Raw genomic sequence first — 18,626 nt, 5'->3', positions numbered from 1 at the left:
TGGCATTGCTTTCTGTTATGTTTAGCGTTAATTTAAAATAAAACTCTGCTCTGTTTACAAAAAAACAAAGACTGTAAATATAGATAAAAAATGAAAAGGATTATTCTTTGTATGTTAGGGGTTCAGGAAAAAAATTTGCCACAGTTTATCTACACGGATCAAATCGATTATCCAAATCATGTGCGCCTATTCGTATTAAGCGTATTTTGCATTTGTCTGTTAGATTATGCCCTATTCGGTATTTTTTATTCTTTTGAATCGAATATCTTCACAAAATGGATGAGTATCACTCTCGTCATTTTGTTTAGTTTTTCCTGCATTTGCCATTTTTTACTCAAACGTTATTCATCCGTTCGCTTCACCAAGCAAACCAATATTATTTTTCAGTTGATTTGTTTCTTTACTGGCTTATTGATCGGGGTCAATACCATTGTAATTAATCATTATTTAATGGTAGACGTCCCACATCTGGTTGGATCGCATGTTTTAACCTTGACTGCATTGTTACTCACCGCATCTCATATCATTGCGCTGACCTTCTTAACTCAGCATATCCGCTATTTCTTTTTATTTTTTATCCCAAGTATTACACCGCTCATCGCATCTCAGTTATTGCATCGAGATCATGATCATACCCTGTTCTATCTTGCTTACTATTCATCATTTTTTGCAACAGTCCTATGTGCTCAAGCCACCTTCAAAATTCACAAACGTCTGGCCTTGGTACTAGAGAAGAATAAGCAATTGATTGATGTCGCTGAACAGCACAATCAATGGACAGAAGAGCTGTGCCAACAATTACAACGTGAAGTCAATAAATCCAAAGATATTGAAGCACAACTCCAGTTTAATAATCACTTATTGGAACAGAAAGTTCGTGAACGTACATTTGATCTAACACAGATGAACGAAAGTTTAGAAGAACATCGTCAGAATTTAACCTTTGCTCATGAAACTGCGGGAATTCGCCCTTGGGATTGGAATCTTGAAAATCATACCGTTGGTGTGACCAATGCGCACAGCAACGCAGTCACCCGTAATTCTGAAAATCACTACACCCTATTGCATAAAATCATTCACCCAGAAGATATCGAACGTGTAAAAAATACCTTATACAATCACCTCTGTGGCCAAACTAAACGTTATGAAGAAACATTCAGGATCAAGCGTCAAAATGGCGAATGGACATGGATTCACGATGTTGGCCAGGTGATTTTAAGAGACCCTAAAGATGATACGCCTTTAAGAATGGTGGGTATTCATCGTGATATCAATCAGGAAAAGAAAGATCAGGAGCGCTTAAAACTCGCTGCCAGTGTATTCGAACAAGCCTCTGAAGGCATTTTTATTTTAGATGAAAACTTTAACTACATTGAAGTGAATCCGAAATACGAGCAACTTACTGGCATTGATAAACAAGCGATCGTCAATAAACAGTTATTTGAAATTACCAAACAAAATAAACAGCATCACCATAATTTCCATTTGTCTATTCTTGATACCCTGCGTGAAGAGCATGAGTATGAAGGTGAATTTCAAGAAACTTATAATTCTGAAAAATCATGTTTTTTATGGATCCATATCAATGCTGTGAAAAATGAGCAAGATCGCGTCATCAATTATATTGGCATTGTCTCAGACCAGACCGAACGCAAACATCAGGAACAACGTTTATCTTATCTGACCAATTACGATACGCTTACTGATCTGCCCAACCGTTTTTATTATCAGCAACAATTACATCAGTATTTGGTGAATGAAGCTTCGATTCAGCATTTAGCAGTGATCCGTTTAAATATCGATCGTTTCCGTGCATTGAATGAAATTATCAGTAACCAAGCAGGTAATGAACTGCTGAAACAGGTTGCACAGCGTTTGCGCATTAGTAATATTGATGCTCTGTTGGTCGCGCACTTAAGCGCAGATGACTTTGCAATTATTTACGAAATGTCGCCGCTGCACCCGCCAATTCATCAACTCTGCAATAACATTGTTGAAGCCTTCAGCAAACCGTTTTATCTGGCTGATCAAGAGTACTTCGTCAGTATTTCAATTGGTGTTGCCATCTATCCTGAACATGGTCGCCAAGTCGATAATTTAAATACCCATGCAGAACAAGCACTGACTGAAGCAAAGCGTTTGGGCGGCAATACCATTCGCTACTATTCAAATGAAAGAGCCAATTTTGTTGCGAAATATACAGATTTAGAACTCGACCTCAGAAAAGCCATACAAAACAATGAACTGGTTGTTTACTATCAACCAAAAATCAATGCGCACAATAGTCACATTAATGGTTTTGAAGCCCTGATTCGCTGGAAACATCCAACCAAGGGTTTGATCATGCCAAGCATTTTCATTCCTTTGGCGGAAAGTACCAGCTTGATTTCTGATATTGGTCAGTTCGTTTTGCATGAAGCCGCTAAACAATTACAAACCTGGCAAAAGCTTGGTTTTAACAATATCAACATTGCGGTCAATATTGTGGCGCAACAAATTTTACGTGGTCAACTACTGCATGATATCGATGCGGTGTTAAATACCTATGCCATTTCAGGGAAAAATCTGGAACTGGAAATTACCGAATCGGCCTTTATTGAAAATACTGAAAGTGTCAAAACAGTATTACATGCCATTAAAGAACGTCAGATTTCAATCGCGCTAGATGACTTTGGGACAGGCTATTCCTCACTCGCCTACTTAACCGAATATCCAATTGACATTTTAAAAATTGATCGCGCTTTTATTTCAAAAATTGGCAATGCTAAACAAGATGCGATAGTTAATGCCATGATTGCCATGGGCAAAACCATTGGCCTAAAAGTTGTAGCAGAAGGCGTTGAGACTGAACAGCAATACGAATATTTGAAACGACAAAATTGCGACATATTACAGGGTTACTTATTTTCACAACCACTTACTTCTGCCCATGCAACGGAATATCTGCAAAAACAGATGCAACAGTCAACTGTAAAATATTCCATTTAATAGCTAATTTTGAGCTTTTTGGCCGTTTATTTTACACGCCACATCGATTGTCAATAAGCTCGAAGTTGAGTGAAAATAAGCTTTTTTGACTGTGCGAAAGCATGAACTAGTGCTATATTCTTGTGCACTTATCTTAATATAGTAATTAGACTTCTATATGTCTGATTATTATCGGAACAAACGAGACTCAGATGGACGATCAATCTTTAAAACAAGCCGCTTTGTATTACCATGAATTTCCAACACCAGGCAAAATCAGTGTGACACCTAGCAAGCAGCTCGTTAACCAACGAGATTTAGCGCTTGCATATTCCCCAGGTGTTGCTGCTCCATGTTTGGAAATCGAACGTGACCCTTCTGCTGCTGCGAAATATACAGCTCGCGGTAATCTGGTCGCGGTTGTGAGTAATGGTACAGCCGTGCTTGGTTTAGGAAATATTGGTCCGCTTGCTTCTAAGCCGGTAATGGAAGGTAAAGGCGTTCTATTCAAAAAATTCGCTGGCGTAGATGTATTCGATATCGAAATTGCTGAAAATGATCCAGATAAGATCGTTGATATCGTTGCATCTCTAGAGCCAACTTTCGGTGGTATCAACCTTGAAGATATCAAGGCACCAGAATGTTTCTACATCGAGAAGAAACTTCGCGAACGTATGAAAATTCCAGTATTCCATGATGACCAACATGGTACTAGTATTATTGTCGGTTCAGCATTGCTCAATGCTTTGCAACTGGTGAACAAGAAGATTGATGAAATCAAAATTGTTGCATCAGGCGCAGGTGCAGCAGCACTTTCGTGCTTAGATTTACTTTGTGCTTTAGGCGTAAACAAAGCCAATATCTTCGTTGCAGACTCTCGTGGTCTTCTCACAACATCTCGTGAAGGATTGGATGATTCGAAAAAACGTTATGTTCAAGACATTCAAGTCAGCCAATTACATGAAGTTATGGCAGGCGCTGATATGTTCTTGGGTCTTTCAGCAGCAGGCATCTTAACCAAAGAAATGGTTAAAGAAATGGCTGAAAATCCAATTATTTTTGCACTTGCAAACCCAGATCCTGAGATTTTACCTGAACATGCACATGAAGTTCGCCCAGATGTCATTATGGCAACTGGACGTTCTGATTATCCAAACCAAGTAAACAATGCGCTTTGCTTCCCTTACATCTTCCGTGGTGCATTGGATGTTGGTGCAACCACCATTAATGAAGAAATGAAGATTGCATGCGTACACGCAATCGCACGCATGGCACATGTTGAAGCTGATGCTGCAACCTATGGTGAAAAATCTGCTTCATTTGGTCGTGATTACCTTATCCCTCGTCCACTTGATCAACGTTTGATTCTAGAAATCGCGCCTGCCGTAGCAAAAGCTGCAATGGATTCTGGTGTCGCAACACGTCCAATCGAAGACTTCTCTGCGTACCGTCAACGTCTTTCTGAGTTTGTTTATAACTCAGCATTCTTGATGAAACCGATTTTCTCTCAAGCGAAGACTGATCCAAAACGCATTGCATATGCTGAAGGTGAAGACCAACGCGTATTACGTGCTGTTCAGATTGTGGTTGATGAAGGCTTAGCGAAACCAATTCTGATTGGTCGTACTGCCGTGATTGAAGACAATATCAAAAAGCTAGGCTTACGTTTACAACATGGTGTAAACATTGAAATCGTCGATCAGGAAAAAAATCCGTCGTATGATGATTTCTGGAAAGAATATCACCAGATCATGCAACGTAAAGGCGTGACAGTTGAATATGCGCAACGTGAAGCACGTCGTCGCTCTACACTCATCGCAGCAATGTTGGTTAAATTTGGCAAAGCTGATGGTATGTTGTGTGGTACTTACTCAAGCTATGACATTCATTTAGATTTCGTGAAAAACGTGATTGGCTTAAAAGAAGGCCGCAGTACCTTCTTCACGCTGAATGCATTGATGCTTGAAGATCGCAATTTATTTATTGCTGATACGTATGTAAATACCAACCCAACAGCGGCTCAACTTGCTGAAATGACCATTTTAGCGGCTGAAGAAGTTCGTCGTTTCGGTATTACACCACGTGTTGCCCTGCTTTCTCACTCAAGCTTTGGTAGCGACCAGACTGACGCAAGCGCACAAAAAATGCGCGAAGTCTATCGTTTACTTTCAGAACAAGCACCTGAGTTAGAAGTGGAAGGTGAAATGCATGGTGATGCGGCATTAGATGAAAATATTCGTCACTTCGCATTTCCTAACTCACGTTTCAAAGGTTCAGCAAACTTATTGATTATGCCTAACCTAGATTCAGCGAACATTTCATTTAACTTGTTAAAAGCGACTTCTGGTAATAATGTGACCATTGGTCCTATTTTACTAGGTGCTGCAAAACCTGTTCATATTCTTACACCTACAGCAACGACTCGTCGTTTGGTGAATATGACAGCATTAACGGTTGCCGAAATTCAGCAAAGTCAAAACTAATTCGACTTAAGCCTCGCTTTTCTTGAAAAGCTTCGCTTAACGCTTGAGAAAACCTCTATTCTGTAGCATGATTGTGTGAAGAATAGAGGTTTTTTCATGCAAGTTTATTTAGTAGGCGGTGCTGTTCGAGATCATTTGCTCGGCCATCCCTATCACGAAAAAGATTATGTGGTGGTTGGAGCAACGCCCGAGCAATTATTGGCTGAAGGTTATCAACCCGTTGGCAAAGATTTTCCTGTATTTTTACATCCAAAAACAAAAGAAGAATACGCCCTTGCTCGCACAGAACGTAAATCTGGTGTGGGTTATCACGGCTTTCAATTTTTTACTGACACCACCGTTAAATTAGAAGAAGATCTGATTCGTCGTGATTTAACCATTAATGCAATGGCGATGGATGATGCAGGTAAACTGTATGATCCCTATGGGGGACAGCACGATTTAGATCAAAAAATTCTACGCCACGTTTCAGATGCATTTACCGAAGATCCACTACGTGTCCTTCGTGTAGCACGCTTTGCTGCCCGTTACGCAAGCTACGGCTTTAAAATTGCAGATGAAACTCTGCAATTAATGCAGCAGATTGCCAAATCTGGTGAGCTTGATGCATTAACACCTGAACGTGTGTGGAAAGAAACCTCACGTGCTTTGCTCGAAGACCATGCAGATGTCTACTTCCAAACACTCAAAGAGTGTGATGCCTTAAAAATCTTATTTCCAGAGATTGACGCGTTATTTGGTGTACCACAACGCCCTGAGTATCACCCTGAGATTGATTGTGGTATTCATACCCTCATGGCACTCAAACAAGCCTGTTTAGCAGAATATGCGCTTGATGTGCGCTTTGCAGTGCTTGTTCATGATCTTGGTAAGGCACTTACCCCTGTGGATGAATTGCCACGACATATTATGCATGAAGAACGTGGTATAAAGCCGGTGACAGATCTCTGTGACCGTTTAAAAGTACCTACACATTTAAAAAGCCTAGCCTTAATTGTGTGTAAAGAGCATTTGAAATGTCACCAAGTCAAGAACCTGAAACCAGGTACTTTATGGCGTCTATTACAACGTTTAGATGTATTGCGTCGACCTGAAAAAGTGGAAGCTTTTGTTCAGGCCTGTGAATGTGATGCCAAAGGGCGTTTAGGTTTAGAGCAACGTCCCTATCCCCAAGCACAATATATGTTAGATGCGATGCAAATTGTCAGAAATATACGTGCACAAGATTTACCTGAACATGTCACTGGCCCAGAAATTGGTGAAATGCTGATTCAATATCGAATTGATGCCTTAGCCAAATTTAAAGAAAATGCACAATAACTGATTAATTTTTAAGTGAATAAAGTTAATTTTTTGCAATTTTTCTTGTTTATAGAGCAAAAAGATTATTAATCAAGCAAACGGTTAATTTTATTTACTATTGTTGTTGACGCATCTGCTTTTCATGCCTAAAATGCGCATCAGATTCTCCAATAGCTCAGTCGGTAGAGCGACGGACTGTTAATCCGCAGGTCCCTGGTTCGAGCCCAGGTTGGAGAGCCAATCTACTATTCTCCCATAGCTCAGTCGGTAGAGCGACGGACTGTTAATCCGCAGGTCCCTGGTTCGAGCCCAGGTGGGAGAGCCAAGATTCTAAAAAGCCCTGATCATTGATCGGGGCTTTTTTTATTACTCAATAATGAGAATGCCCCCATAAAAAAAAGCTCCTGATCAACAGAAGCTTTTTTCTTTTAATTCAACTTAGGCAGCGACCTGTGCTGGCACACCACTATGAAAACGGAACGTATCATCTGGGCTTAAAATCAGATTCTTTTCCACTTCACGAATATGCTCAATACGTTTCTGGATCGTCTCTTCTGGATCTTTGAGTTTTGCAGTTTTTGCAACATCCAAAGCCAGTGCTAAATAGTCCTCAAAATGACGCGATTCTGATTTAAGCAGGTAGCGGTAGTAACGCCCCAGTTCATCATCAACAATCGGTGCCAGCGCATAGAAACGCTCACACGAGCGTGCTTCGACAAATGCACCAATAATCATCACATCAATTAAAGCCTCAGGCTCATAGGTACGGATTTCTTTACGTAATCCACCTGCATAGCGCCCGGCACTCAAACCCTTCCACTCTTGGCCACGTTTATTCATGAATTCCAAAACCTGCTCATAATGCAGCATTTCTTCACGCACCAATTGTGCCAATTTCACTTGCAGGTCTGTAAAAAAGCTGTAGCGGAACATCAAATTCATGGCTGTACTTGCCGCTTTTTTCTCGCAGTTAGCATGATCTTGCATTAATACATCAAGATTATTAACAGCTTCATCCAACCACGCCTGAGGAGTTGTACAACCTAAAAACCCAATGACAGGCTGCATTAACTCGTCATAATTTACACTACTCATCAACTTATCTCGCAGCAGCCTGAATTGCTGCTTTCATATCTGTTACCGCTTGAGTCAGACCAACAAATACGCTATCGGCAATAATCGAATGACCAATGTTGAGTTCATGAATTTGAGGGATCGCAGCAATTGCAGCAACGTTCTCCAGATTCAAGCCATGCCCTGCATTCACCACCAAACCTTTGGCTGCCGCGTACTCTGCACCTTGAATAATACGTGCTAATTCAGCTTGCTGCTGCTCTGTAGTCTCGGCATCTGCATATGCACCCGTGTGAATCTCAATGGTCGGTGCACCACAGGCAACTGCTGCATCAATTTGCGCCAAATCTGCATCGATAAACAAAGACACATCACTGCCAATTGCAGTCAATGCTTGTGTTGCTGCCTTTACTTTTTCAAAATGCCCAACCACATCCAATCCACCTTCCGTGGTCACTTCTTGACGACGTTCAGGTACAAAGCAGACATGCTGAGGTTGAATCTCTTTGGCAAACGCAACCATTTCATCGGTTACCGCCAATTCCAGATTCATACGTGTTTTTAATAATGGACGCATACGACGTACATCATCATCTTGTATATGGCGGCGATCTTCACGCAAATGTAACGTAATCCCCTCAGCACCTGCCTGTTCACACACCAAAGCAGCCTGAACTGGATCAGGGTAAGTTGTACCACGTACTTGTCTTAATGTCGCAACATGATCAATGTTTACACCTAAGATTGCAGCCATAAAAAATATCCTATCGGTTTAGCCCTGAATAATTATTTTCAATACATCAGGAATATCAAGTTTGTGTACTTTGGATCCAAAGTTGACGGCTTTTCAGCGGTCGATCACCCAACAAGGAGCTAATCATTTGACGGTATAGTTTACCCAATAATTGCAACTGTTCGTGAGAAAAATCCCGTCCATCTTCATAACTTTGCATTGACGCAATCAACGCGCCATCAAGTGTTGAACGCGAGGCTTGTGAAACTGGCAAAAAGCCATCATTGAGCTGAAATTGATAATGCTGATTGACCTGAATGTCTTGTTGGCTCGCATCTATTGAAAAATCAATGGCATAACCAAGTTCTGGCAAGAGTACATGCTCAAATTGACGTAAAATCTGCCGGAGAAATACAGCAGCTTGTTCGTGTGTCGCCAATTGCTGTAACAGCACTAAAATCAACTGATATTGTTCAAATGTTTGCGGCATCATCTCTTCTAAAGGACATAGTCGCAATAGAATTTCATTTAAATAAAAACCAGCAAAAAATGCATCACCATGAAAAAATACAGGTTGATTCAGAATTTCCAGTTTTGTGAAGTTTTTTAGTTCAGATTTGCCTGTGGCTTGCAGACGAATAGGCTGATATTGCGGCGGTGGGGTCTGTCTTAGAATCCCATCCACTCGACCATATTCTTGTGTAAATAAATGCACAATATGACTTTTTTCACGATATTTACGATGATGAATCAAATAACCATGTAGGACTTCATTGCGCATCATAGTATGAGACTAGTCCTTCTTTTTCTCATCCTTTTCTTCATCATCGCCATCGGGAATCACTGCGCCAACAACCGCAGCAGTTCCTTTAACAACACCTTTGGTGGTTTTATAAGCAACTTTAACAGGTACAGTCACAAGCTTGTGAATACAGCCTTGCAACATGAATACACATGTCACGATCGCGAGTATACGAATTGTTGTTTTCATACCTGTTTCCGTTATCTTAACTGCGATTAAATATCGCTATAACCCAAGCTTTTGAGTGCACGCTCATCATCAGACCAACCACCTTTGACTTTCACCCAAAGCGTTAGCATAATTTTTTGCTCAAACATTTTTTCCATGTCTGTACGTGCATCCATGCCGATGCTTTTCAGCTTCGCACCTTTATCGCCAATCACAATGGCTTTTTGACCTTGGCGTTCCACAAAAATAGTCGCATCAATATACGTACAAGGTGGTTTTAAACGACCTGTTTTTTCATTTACTGCTGCTTCTTCAGTTTTAAATGATTCAATTTGAACCGTTAAATCATATGGAAGCTCTTCACCTAACTGACGCATAATTTTCTCACGAATGATTTCACTCGCAAGGAAACGCTCAGAACGATCTGTAATTTGATCCAATGAATACAAAGGTGGCTGATATGGCAGATATTTTTCAATCGTGTCACGCAAATGATCTAGATTTGCACCACGCAATGCTGATACTGGCACAATTTCAGCAAAATTCATTAGCTTGGCACGCTCTCGAATCAGCGGTAAAGCCTCATTTTTATTTTCAAATGTATCTAGCTTATTGATCACGAGGATCACAGGCATATCTGCATTTTTAAGCTTTTCCAAAACCAATTCATCGTTTTGAGTCCACTTTTGTGCATCAACTACAAATAAAACCAAGTTCACATCACGCAGTGCTGAATGTGCAGCGCGGTTCATCATCTTATTGATGGCACGCACTTCTTTTTTATGCATCCCTGGCGTATCGACAAATACGGCCTGTGATTTCTCACGTGAATCAATCCCCACGATCTTATGGCGTGTGGTTTGTGGCTTACGTGAGGTAATCGATAGTTTTTGACCCAAGATATGGTTCATCAAGGTTGATTTGCCCACATTTGGACGACCAACAATGGCAACAAAACCGCTTTTGAAATCTGAAGGAATGGTCGTTCCTTGAGAACTAAAAAATTGATCAACTAGATTATTGCCATCTTGCTGTTCAGTTGCTTCTGGCTTATTTTCTTCTGAATGAGACATCAGGTTATTGCTCCAATAATTTTAAAATCTCTGCCGCTGCCGTTTGTTCGGCAAAACGACGACTTGAGCCCTCGCCTATAATTTTTGGCAATCCCGCTACATCACATTCCACTTTGAAATGTTGATTAGGGGCATCGCCCTGAATATCTACAACCTCGTAAACTGGGAGAGGTTTTTTACGTGCTTGTAAATACTCTTGCAAACGTGATTTAGGGTCTTTCAGTTGATCTGTCGGTTCGATATGATCAAGATATGGTTCATACCATTTTAGCACAATGCGTTCGAGCAAGTTGAGATCATTGCTGTCTAAATAAATAGCACCAATGATTGCTTCAACGGTATCCGCCAGAATTGACTCTCGGTGGTGTCCACCTGATTTTAACTCGCCAGTGCTTAAAATTAATGACCGACTCAGTTGTAAATCATTTGCGATTTTTCCTAATGCTTCCTGTCGAACTAAAGTCGCACGCATTCGCGTTAAACGACCTTCATTTTCAAGCGGATAAGCATTGTACAAATAATTCGCAACGATCATTCCTAATAAAGCATCGCCTAGAAATTCTAGGCGTTCATAATTCTGCTTATGACTCACAGAGCGATGGGTCAAAGCCAGTTTTAACAAGTCAATTTGCTTAAACTGGTGACCTATTCGCCCTTGCAGCCGTGTATCATTGAGCTTGTTTTGCAGATTTTTGGTCAAAAGTCTTCTCAAAGGTCATCACTAAACTGATATTTAGCATGAAAGGCTTACGTATTTCATACTTCTTCATTACCACAAGATCATCTTTATAAGTCACTTGCGCAATATCTTTAAAATGTAAATCGCGGATCCCATTCATCTCAAAACGCTGATCCATCTGAGAGGCAAACTTACTCGGTGTGATATTCGCAGGACTATCTTTTAGCAGCCCCTCGATTTGAGTATTAATCAGTTTGTCATCCCAATATGCTGGCCAAATCGCAATTGCTGCTTTTACAGCAACTGCAAATAAGACCACCCCAAATAAAATTGCAATATACGAAGTCCCTTGCTGAGATTTACGCATCTGTCTATTTCCTATGTGTTTTTATTTATTAGTCAATCTTACCATTTCGGTTGAAACTTGGAAGATTTAAACCAGGTTCTTTATGCATCCATACATAAAAAGCACGACCGGTTAAATTCGCTTCAGGCACAAAGCCCCAAAAACGACTATCAGCACTTTGATCACGGTTATCCCCCATTGCGAAGTATTGTCCCTTCGGCACTGTTACTTCCCAATCTTGACCATTACTTTGGATAAATACATCATTCGCTTTTGCGACGAAAGGTACCAAAGCTTCAGCACCTCTCAATTGCGCAAATTGGAATTGTTCAGCAAGTGGATTGCGTCCTTCCAAGTAGCGAATTAAGTGCTGATGCTCACCCAGAGTTTCTTTAAAATAGAGTGCAGTCGGTGTATCTTGCTGATCTTTCGCACGCGTGAATTGAGTTGCAACTTTTGCAATTTGCTGGCCATTGATGGTCAACTCACCCGCCTTAAACTGAATGTGATCGCCAGGCAAACCCACTACACGCTTGATATAGCTAATGGTTGGTTGTGGTGGATAACGGAATACGATGACCTCACCACGTTTTGGCTCACCGACATCAATGATTTTCGAGTTTACGATTGGCAGACGCACACCATAATCAAACTTATTCACCAAGATAAAATCACCCGTTTCTAAGGTAGGGACCATAGAATCTGATGGGATATTAAATGGTTCATATAAGAAAGAGCGAAGCACCAGCACAACAGCTAACACAGGCCAAAAATCATAGGCCCATGTAATGACAAAGTTCTCTTGATTACGCCCACGTGTTGCACGCTGTTTCAATACCAACTTATCCAGTAACCACACCAAAAAGAAAATTAGTGTTGCTGGTACCAGAATCAAGTTAAAATCAAAATCCACAAACCCTCTCTTGCAGTTTCACTGCCTGTCGTCCAACTGGGTAAAACCAACGTTTCCCCAGCCTCATCTTTCTTTATCTATCAACTTTTAATACAGCTAAGAACGCTTCTTGTGGAATCTCAACACTTCCCACTTGCTTCATACGTTTCTTACCTTCTTTTTGTTTCGAAAGAAGTTTCTTCTTACGCGAAACGTCACCACCATAACATTTTGCCAATACGTTTTTACGCATCGCTTTGACAGTAGAACGGGCAATGATTTGCGCACCAATTGCAGCCTGAATCGCAACATCATACATTTGGCGAGGAATCAGATCTTTCATCTTCTCAACCAATGCAATACCACGATGACGTGCATCTTGACGGTGGCAGATCATCGCTAAGGCATCAACCTTTTCGCTATTAATTAATACATCAACCTTAACTAGAGCTGAACTCTCGAAACGCACGAAGTTATAATCCAGTGACGCAAAACCACGTGAGCATGATTTCAACTTATCAAAGAAATCCATCACCACTTCCGCCATTGGAATTTCAAAGCTTACCGAAACTTGGTTACCCAAGAACTTCATATCCTTTTGCACACCACGGCGCTCGATACACAAGGTCATTACATTACCCAAGTATTCTTGTGGCACGAGGATATGACATTCAGCAATTGGCTCACGTAGATCTTCAACCGTCGAGCCATCTGGCATTTTTGACGGACTGTCGATATAAATAATGTCGCCTTTTTTGGTTAACGCTTCATAAATTACCGTTGGCGCAGAGCTGATCAGATCAAGATCATATTCACGCTCTAAACGCTCTTGTACGATCTCCATGTGCAGCATCCCTAAGAAGCCACAACGGAAACCAAAGCCTAACGCATCTGAACTTTCTGGTTCAAAGAATAAAGCAGAGTCATTGATCTGTAATTTTTGTAAAGCTTCACGGAATGGTTCAAAGTCACTTGAATCAATCGGGAACAAACCGGCATAGACCTGTGGTTTGACCTTTTTAAAACCTGGTAAAGTCGCAACATCAGGTGTATTAGACAATGTAATGGTATCGCCGACTGGTGCACCAAAAATATCTTTAATCCCTGCAATCACAAAGCCAACTTCGCCCGCTTCCAGAATGTCAGTTTCTGTATGCTTCGGGTTGAATACACCGACTGAAGTTACAGGATGCGTTTGCCCTGTAGATTTCACCAACATCTTGTCGCCCTTGCGGATACGACCTTGCTTGATACGAACTAATGACACTACACCAAGATAGTTATCGAACCATGAGTCAATAATTAAGGCTTGTAAAGGTGCATCACGATCACCTTCTGGTGCTGGAATCACATCAACTAGACGCTCTAAAACATTTTCAACACCTAAGCCAGTTTTTGCTGAACAGGTTGGCGCATCTGTCGCTTCGATCCCGATAATTTCTTCAATTTCATGAATCACACGCTCAGGCTCAGCTTGCGGTAAATCAATCTTATTCAAGATAGGTAAAACTTCTAAGCCTTGTTCGATCGCGGTATAACAGTTTGCAACTGACTGTGCTTCAACACCTTGTGCAGCATCAACAACCAACAATGCACCTTCACATGCCGCCAAAGAACGTGATACTTCATAAGAGAAGTCAACGTGTCCCGGAGTATCAATGAAGTTCAATTGATATTCTTGACCATTTGGATGCGTGTAATACAAGGTGACTGACGCGGCTTTGATGGTAATCCCACGTTCACGCTCAAGCTCCATAGAGTCTAATACTTGAGCTTGCATCTCGCGATCTTGCAAACCACCGCACATTTGAATAAAGCGGTCAGCCAAAGTTGACTTACCATGGTCAATATGAGCAATGATCGAGAAATTGCGTATATTTTTGATATCTACGGATTTTTTAGCTTGCGCCATGGGTTACCTTAAGAAAATAGAACGCCCCGTACTTTAAAAAAGTAATGGGCCAAATGGTTTAATAAAATTGCTCGCGATTATAACAGAACAGGCTTTCAAAGTATTCAAAATAATAAACACTATGATATGAGCAACTGAACAATTTATCTATATTTAGACCAATCAAACTGCTTCATATGAAATGGAGAAATCCATTGGGTTTAAATCAGCAGCAATCGGCTGATACGCTTGGGTAAAACTTGGTGACATCCGTTTTGGCCGACCTGTTTCAATTTCAATACAGGCCCATTTGGTATTGCCAACAAATAGTATGCTTTGGTCTTTAGGTCGATAAAAGGCATACTGGCGAAATGAATAAAGCGCATTAATATCATCTAACCATGTCCGTAAGATGACTTCTTCACCTTCAAGTGCGGCCTTACGATATTGAACATGATGCTCAACCGCTACCATTGCATGTTTGAGTTCTAAATATTGAGCCAGCCCCAAACCCAAGGTTTCAATATGGGCTGCAGCGACATCTTGCATCCACTGCACATAAATCACGTTATTGACATGCCCAAGTACATCAATATGCTCAGGCTGAACTTGTATTTTTAAATCAAAAATCGTACTCATAATCTCAGGTATTTCATTCATCAAAGTTCAGCTAGCTACACTAGTCTAAACACAACAGCATTACAAAACAAAAACCACCCTATTTTAGAGTGGTTTTATTTAGTCGATATAAGGTCAATTCAAACTTAAGGTAAGCGTAAGCCAAGAATTGCACGTTGACCTTGACGAATAATCGTCACACGCGCAACGCTATTTTTTGGCAAGGCAGACACTGTTTTGGCAAACATTTGGCTGTTGGTAATTGCTGTACCATTCACTTGTACAATCACATCACCTGCAACCAAATTAGATAAAGATGCTGTACCACCGCGCTTCACATCTTGAATCAAAATACCACCACGAACTTCCAAACGCGCTTGTTCAGCTGCTGTTAAGTCACGGATGCTCATACCCAAACCACTGGTTGGGTTGTTTTTCTCTGCATCGGCAGCCGTATCATCTGGCGCAGTGCCTAAGGTTGCCGAAATCGAACGTGTTTTATCATCACGAAGGATTTCGAGCTGAACTGTTTGGTTCGGAGCAATACGGTTGAGTGAATAAAGTAAATCGCTAGTACGTGAAATTGGAGCACCATTGGCTTTCAAAATCACATCACCCGATTTGAGACCTGCTTTTTCAGCCGGTGATTTCGGTGCAACTTGAGTAATCAACGAACCTTCTGGTTTCGGCAATTTATATGCTTCAGCCAAGTTACGATCAATATCTTGCATCATGATACCAAGATAAGAACGGGTCACCTTGCCAGTCGTTTTCAGCTGTTGCACGACATCCATCGCCACATCAATTGGAATCGAGAACGATAGGCCCATATAACCGCCCGTACCACTGAAGATACGTGAGTTAACCCCAACCACTTCGCCACGCTGGTTAAATAGTGGACCACCCGAGTTACCAGGATTCAGTGCTGCGTCAGTTTGAATAAACGGAACAGATGTTTCGCCACTCATATTCCGTGATTTTGCACTGACGATTCCTGCCGAAGCAGAATAGTCAAAACCGAATGGTGAACCAATTGCGAGTACAGGCTCACCCACTCTCAATTGATTTACATCACCCACTTTTAATTCGGGGAAATTATTTCCATTTACCTTAAGCAATGCGATATCAGTACGCTCGTCACTGCCCACCAAAGTTGCGTCCAATTCACGACGGTCATTCAAGGTAATACTAATACGCGAGGCATCCGCGATCACGTGACGATTGGTAAGCAAATAACCATCTTTACCGATAAAGAATGCACTTCCGAACGCAGTTTTTTCTTGTGGCCCTTGCTGTTGAGGGATAATCACTTGATTACCAAAAAAGCGTCGTAAAATTTCAGGAACTTGTTGTTGCAATAACTCTTCCTGAGTCATTTTCTTTACAACATTGACACTCACAACAGCAGGACTAACCTGCTCAACGAGATTTGAAAAATCTACTGGCGCAGCAGCATTGACTTGAGACGCTGCTATCGTAAATACCGCAGCATACATTCCTTGTTGTAAATAGCGACTTTTCATGAAGCAAGAACCCACATACTGATGATTAAAATGAAATTTAGATCTATGTTTTTAGCATAACCTAACCATTCTTTTCGTAAAAATATGTTTATATTTTCAATGCATACAACGAACTAGAATGATGAATTGTGAACAAATTATGGAGACATTATCCACGATTTACCCTGTAGCTAAGGTTTTATCCCGAGTAGCTTAAACATAGATTAAAACAATGTACTGAAACGTAATCGTTTTCTCATTCGCACAGATGAGGCAAAAAATAATCGGCAAATAAATCGCATTCGCTAAAAATTCACTCAATTCTAGGCAGATTGGCCCTTGCCTTTTTGATAAAAAAGCGGTGTCATTAGCGAACGTTTAAAACTGAAGCAGATCGACGACATGCCTGATTTAAAAACAATTCACCATTTTGATGTGATTATTGTGGGCAGTGGTGGTGCAGGTTTAAGCCTCGCACTCTCTTTACCAAGTCATTACAACATTGCAATTTTAGCCAAGGCAGCATTGACAGAGGCCAGTACCTACTATGCGCAAGGCGGTGTTGCTGCAGTATTAGACGAAACAGATTCTATTCAACAACACATTAATGACACTATGATTGCAGGCGGTCATCTTTGTGAGTTGGATGCGGTAAAACATACTGTTGAAGGTGGTAAACCTTCGGTTGACTTCCTGCTTAAGCAAGGCGTGCAATTTACGCTGGATGATGATGAACAACTCCATCTCACTCGTGAAGGTGGTCACTCACAACGTCGTATCATTCACTCTGCCGATGCAACAGGCAAAGCCATTTCAACCACGTTGGTTGAGCGCGCTAAAGAACGAAAGAATATTACGATTTTTGAAAATTATATTGCGATTGATCTAATTACCCTACACAAGCTAGGGCATCAAAACCAAGCTAATCGTTCAATCGGCCTTTATGCTTTAGATGAATCCACCGAACAGGTTCATACTTTCTTGGCTCCATTCACTGCCCTTGCCTGTGGTGGTGCAATGAAAGCCTATCTCTATACATCAAATCCGGACATCGCGACGGGCGATGGAATTGCCATGGCCTACCGTGCAGGTTGTCGTGTCGCCAATATGGAATTTAACCAATTCCATCCAACTTGTTTATACCATCCCAAAGCCCGTTCATTCTTAATTACCGAAGCAATGCGTGGTGAAGGTGCTTATTTACGCCTACCAGATGGCGAACGTTTTATGCTGCGTTTTGATGAACGCGCTGAACTTGCCCCACGAGATATTGTGGCACGCACCATCGACCATGAAATCAAACGCTTGGGGATTCGTCATGTCTGGTTAGACATCACGCATAAATCACCAGAATTTATTATTGAACATTTCCCGACACTCTATGCACGTTTGCTCGAACTCGGCATTGATATCACCAAAGATATGATCCCTGTGGTGCCTGCGGCGCACTATACCTGTGGCGGTGTCGTCGTCGATGAGCATAGCCAAACTGATTTAGACGGTTTATATGCAATTGGTGAGACCTCATATACAGGCCTACACGGCGCTAACCGTATGGCAAGTAACTCATTACTCGAATGCTTCGTTTACGGTATGAGTGCAGCAGAAGATATCGAACAAAAATTTGATGCAGACTTTAAGCTTCCAGACGTCCCTTCTTGGGATGAAACACAAGTGACAGATGCAGATGAAGATGTCGTCATCTTACAAAACTGGGATGAACTTCGTTCGACCATGTGGAACTATGTCGGTATTGTACGTACCACTAAGCGTTTGCAACGTGCTTTACATCGCATTGAAATGTTGAAGCGTGAAATCACTGAGTACTATCAGGATTATCGTGTCAGTAAGAACTTGATTGAATTGCGTAACCTCGTTCTGGTTTCGGAAATGATTGTACGTTGTGCGATGGAGCGTAAAGAATCGCGTGGTTTGCATTACACGCTGGATTACCCTGAACTCTCGAATGAAATTCGCAAGACAGTTTTAACTCCACCAACCTTTAAAGTGGAACAACCGCTGGTGAATGAATAGCACTTTTAATTTATTCGTCTATTATTTAATTAGCACTGCCTCATATAGCCCAAATAATTAAA

At 41.2% G+C, this 18,626-nt stretch carries 15 protein-coding genes and 2 tRNA genes; 6 read left to right on the top strand and 11 right to left on the bottom strand.

Annotated features, from left to right (window positions below; genetic code table 11):
• Positions 1–111 precede the first annotated feature (111 nt).
• From F887_RS11655 to F887_RS11675, 5 genes are all read left to right on the top strand, one after another.
• Positions 112–2,988: a bifunctional diguanylate cyclase/phosphodiesterase gene (locus F887_RS11655; RefSeq protein WP_005292909.1), complete on the top strand. Its 2,877-nt coding sequence runs from the start codon at positions 112–114 to the stop codon at positions 2,986–2,988.
• A 191-nt stretch (positions 2,989–3,179) separates the two neighbouring features.
• A complete protein-coding gene (locus tag F887_RS11660; protein WP_005292908.1) occupies positions 3,180–5,450 on the top strand; it encodes an NADP-dependent malic enzyme in 2,271 nt (756 codons plus the stop codon).
• Between the two features lie 96 nt (positions 5,451–5,546).
• Positions 5,547–6,770 carry a multifunctional CCA addition/repair protein gene (locus tag F887_RS11665; protein ID WP_005292905.1) on the top strand — a complete coding sequence of 408 codons (1,224 nt, stop codon included), beginning with the start codon at positions 5,547–5,549 and terminating at the stop codon, positions 6,768–6,770.
• A 146-nt stretch (positions 6,771–6,916) separates the two neighbouring features.
• Positions 6,917–6,992: transfer RNA gene (locus F887_RS11670), tRNA-Asn, on the top strand.
• Positions 6,993–7,001: 9 nt separating this feature from the next.
• Positions 7,002–7,077, top strand: a tRNA-Asn gene (locus tag F887_RS11675).
• Positions 7,078–7,190: 113 nt separating this feature from the next.
• Here F887_RS11675 and F887_RS11680 read toward each other — a convergent pair.
• The 11 genes from F887_RS11680 to F887_RS11730 form a co-directional block, all read right to left on the bottom strand.
• On the bottom strand, positions 7,191–7,847 hold the full coding sequence (locus F887_RS11680) for a MiaE family protein (RefSeq protein ID WP_005292902.1): 657 nt from the start codon (positions 7,845–7,847) through the stop codon (positions 7,191–7,193).
• 4 nt (positions 7,848–7,851) lie between these two features.
• A complete protein-coding gene (gene pdxJ, locus F887_RS11685) occupies positions 7,852–8,580 on the bottom strand; it encodes a pyridoxine 5'-phosphate synthase (RefSeq protein ID WP_005292899.1) in 729 nt (242 codons plus the stop codon).
• Positions 8,581–8,635: 55 nt separating this feature from the next.
• Positions 8,636–9,343, bottom strand: coding sequence for a DNA repair protein RecO (gene recO, locus F887_RS11690; protein WP_005292896.1), 708 nt, complete (start codon positions 9,341–9,343; stop codon positions 8,636–8,638).
• Between the two features lie 9 nt (positions 9,344–9,352).
• Positions 9,353–9,550, bottom strand: coding sequence for an NF038104 family lipoprotein (locus tag F887_RS11695; protein WP_005292893.1), 198 nt, complete (start codon positions 9,548–9,550; stop codon positions 9,353–9,355).
• A 26-nt stretch (positions 9,551–9,576) separates the two neighbouring features.
• A complete protein-coding gene (era, locus tag F887_RS11700) occupies positions 9,577–10,602 on the bottom strand; it encodes a GTPase Era (protein ID WP_005161120.1) in 1,026 nt (341 codons plus the stop codon).
• A 4-nt stretch (positions 10,603–10,606) separates the two neighbouring features.
• A complete protein-coding gene (gene rnc, locus F887_RS11705; protein ID WP_005151874.1) occupies positions 10,607–11,302 on the bottom strand; it encodes a ribonuclease III in 696 nt (231 codons plus the stop codon).
• Positions 11,271–11,648, bottom strand: coding sequence for a DUF4845 domain-containing protein (locus tag F887_RS11710; RefSeq protein ID WP_005292889.1), 378 nt, complete (start codon positions 11,646–11,648; stop codon positions 11,271–11,273). Before F887_RS11710 ends, rnc begins: the two co-directional genes overlap by 32 nt.
• Before the next feature lie 28 nt (positions 11,649–11,676).
• Entirely contained in the window at positions 11,677–12,540 is an 864-nt protein-coding gene (lepB, locus tag F887_RS11715) for a signal peptidase I (RefSeq protein WP_005151872.1), read from the bottom strand.
• Positions 12,541–12,613: 73 nt separating this feature from the next.
• Complete coding sequence (gene lepA / locus F887_RS11720; protein ID WP_005292886.1) at positions 12,614–14,431, bottom strand: translation elongation factor 4; 1,818 nt, start codon at positions 14,429–14,431, stop codon at positions 12,614–12,616.
• Positions 14,432–14,593: 162 nt separating this feature from the next.
• Complete coding sequence (locus F887_RS11725; RefSeq protein WP_032862807.1) at positions 14,594–15,049, bottom strand: acyl-CoA thioesterase; 456 nt, start codon at positions 15,047–15,049, stop codon at positions 14,594–14,596.
• 125 nt (positions 15,050–15,174) lie between these two features.
• Positions 15,175–16,551 (bottom strand): Do family serine endopeptidase, encoded by a 1,377-nt coding sequence (locus F887_RS11730; protein WP_005151869.1) that lies wholly within the window; start codon positions 16,549–16,551, stop codon positions 15,175–15,177.
• Positions 16,552–16,932: 381 nt separating this feature from the next.
• On the opposite strand from F887_RS11730, the gene nadB reads away from it, so the two are divergent.
• Complete coding sequence (nadB, locus tag F887_RS11735) at positions 16,933–18,564, top strand: L-aspartate oxidase (RefSeq protein WP_005292885.1); 1,632 nt, start codon at positions 16,933–16,935, stop codon at positions 18,562–18,564.
• Positions 18,565–18,626 lie beyond the last annotated feature (62 nt).

This window comes from Acinetobacter sp. NIPH 2100 (assembly GCF_000369805.1).
In the GTDB taxonomy this organism is placed as follows: Bacteria; Pseudomonadota; Gammaproteobacteria; order Pseudomonadales; family Moraxellaceae; genus Acinetobacter.
Note: the sequence above shows the minus strand (reverse complement) of the source record. Positions and strands in the feature narration are given on the sequence as shown.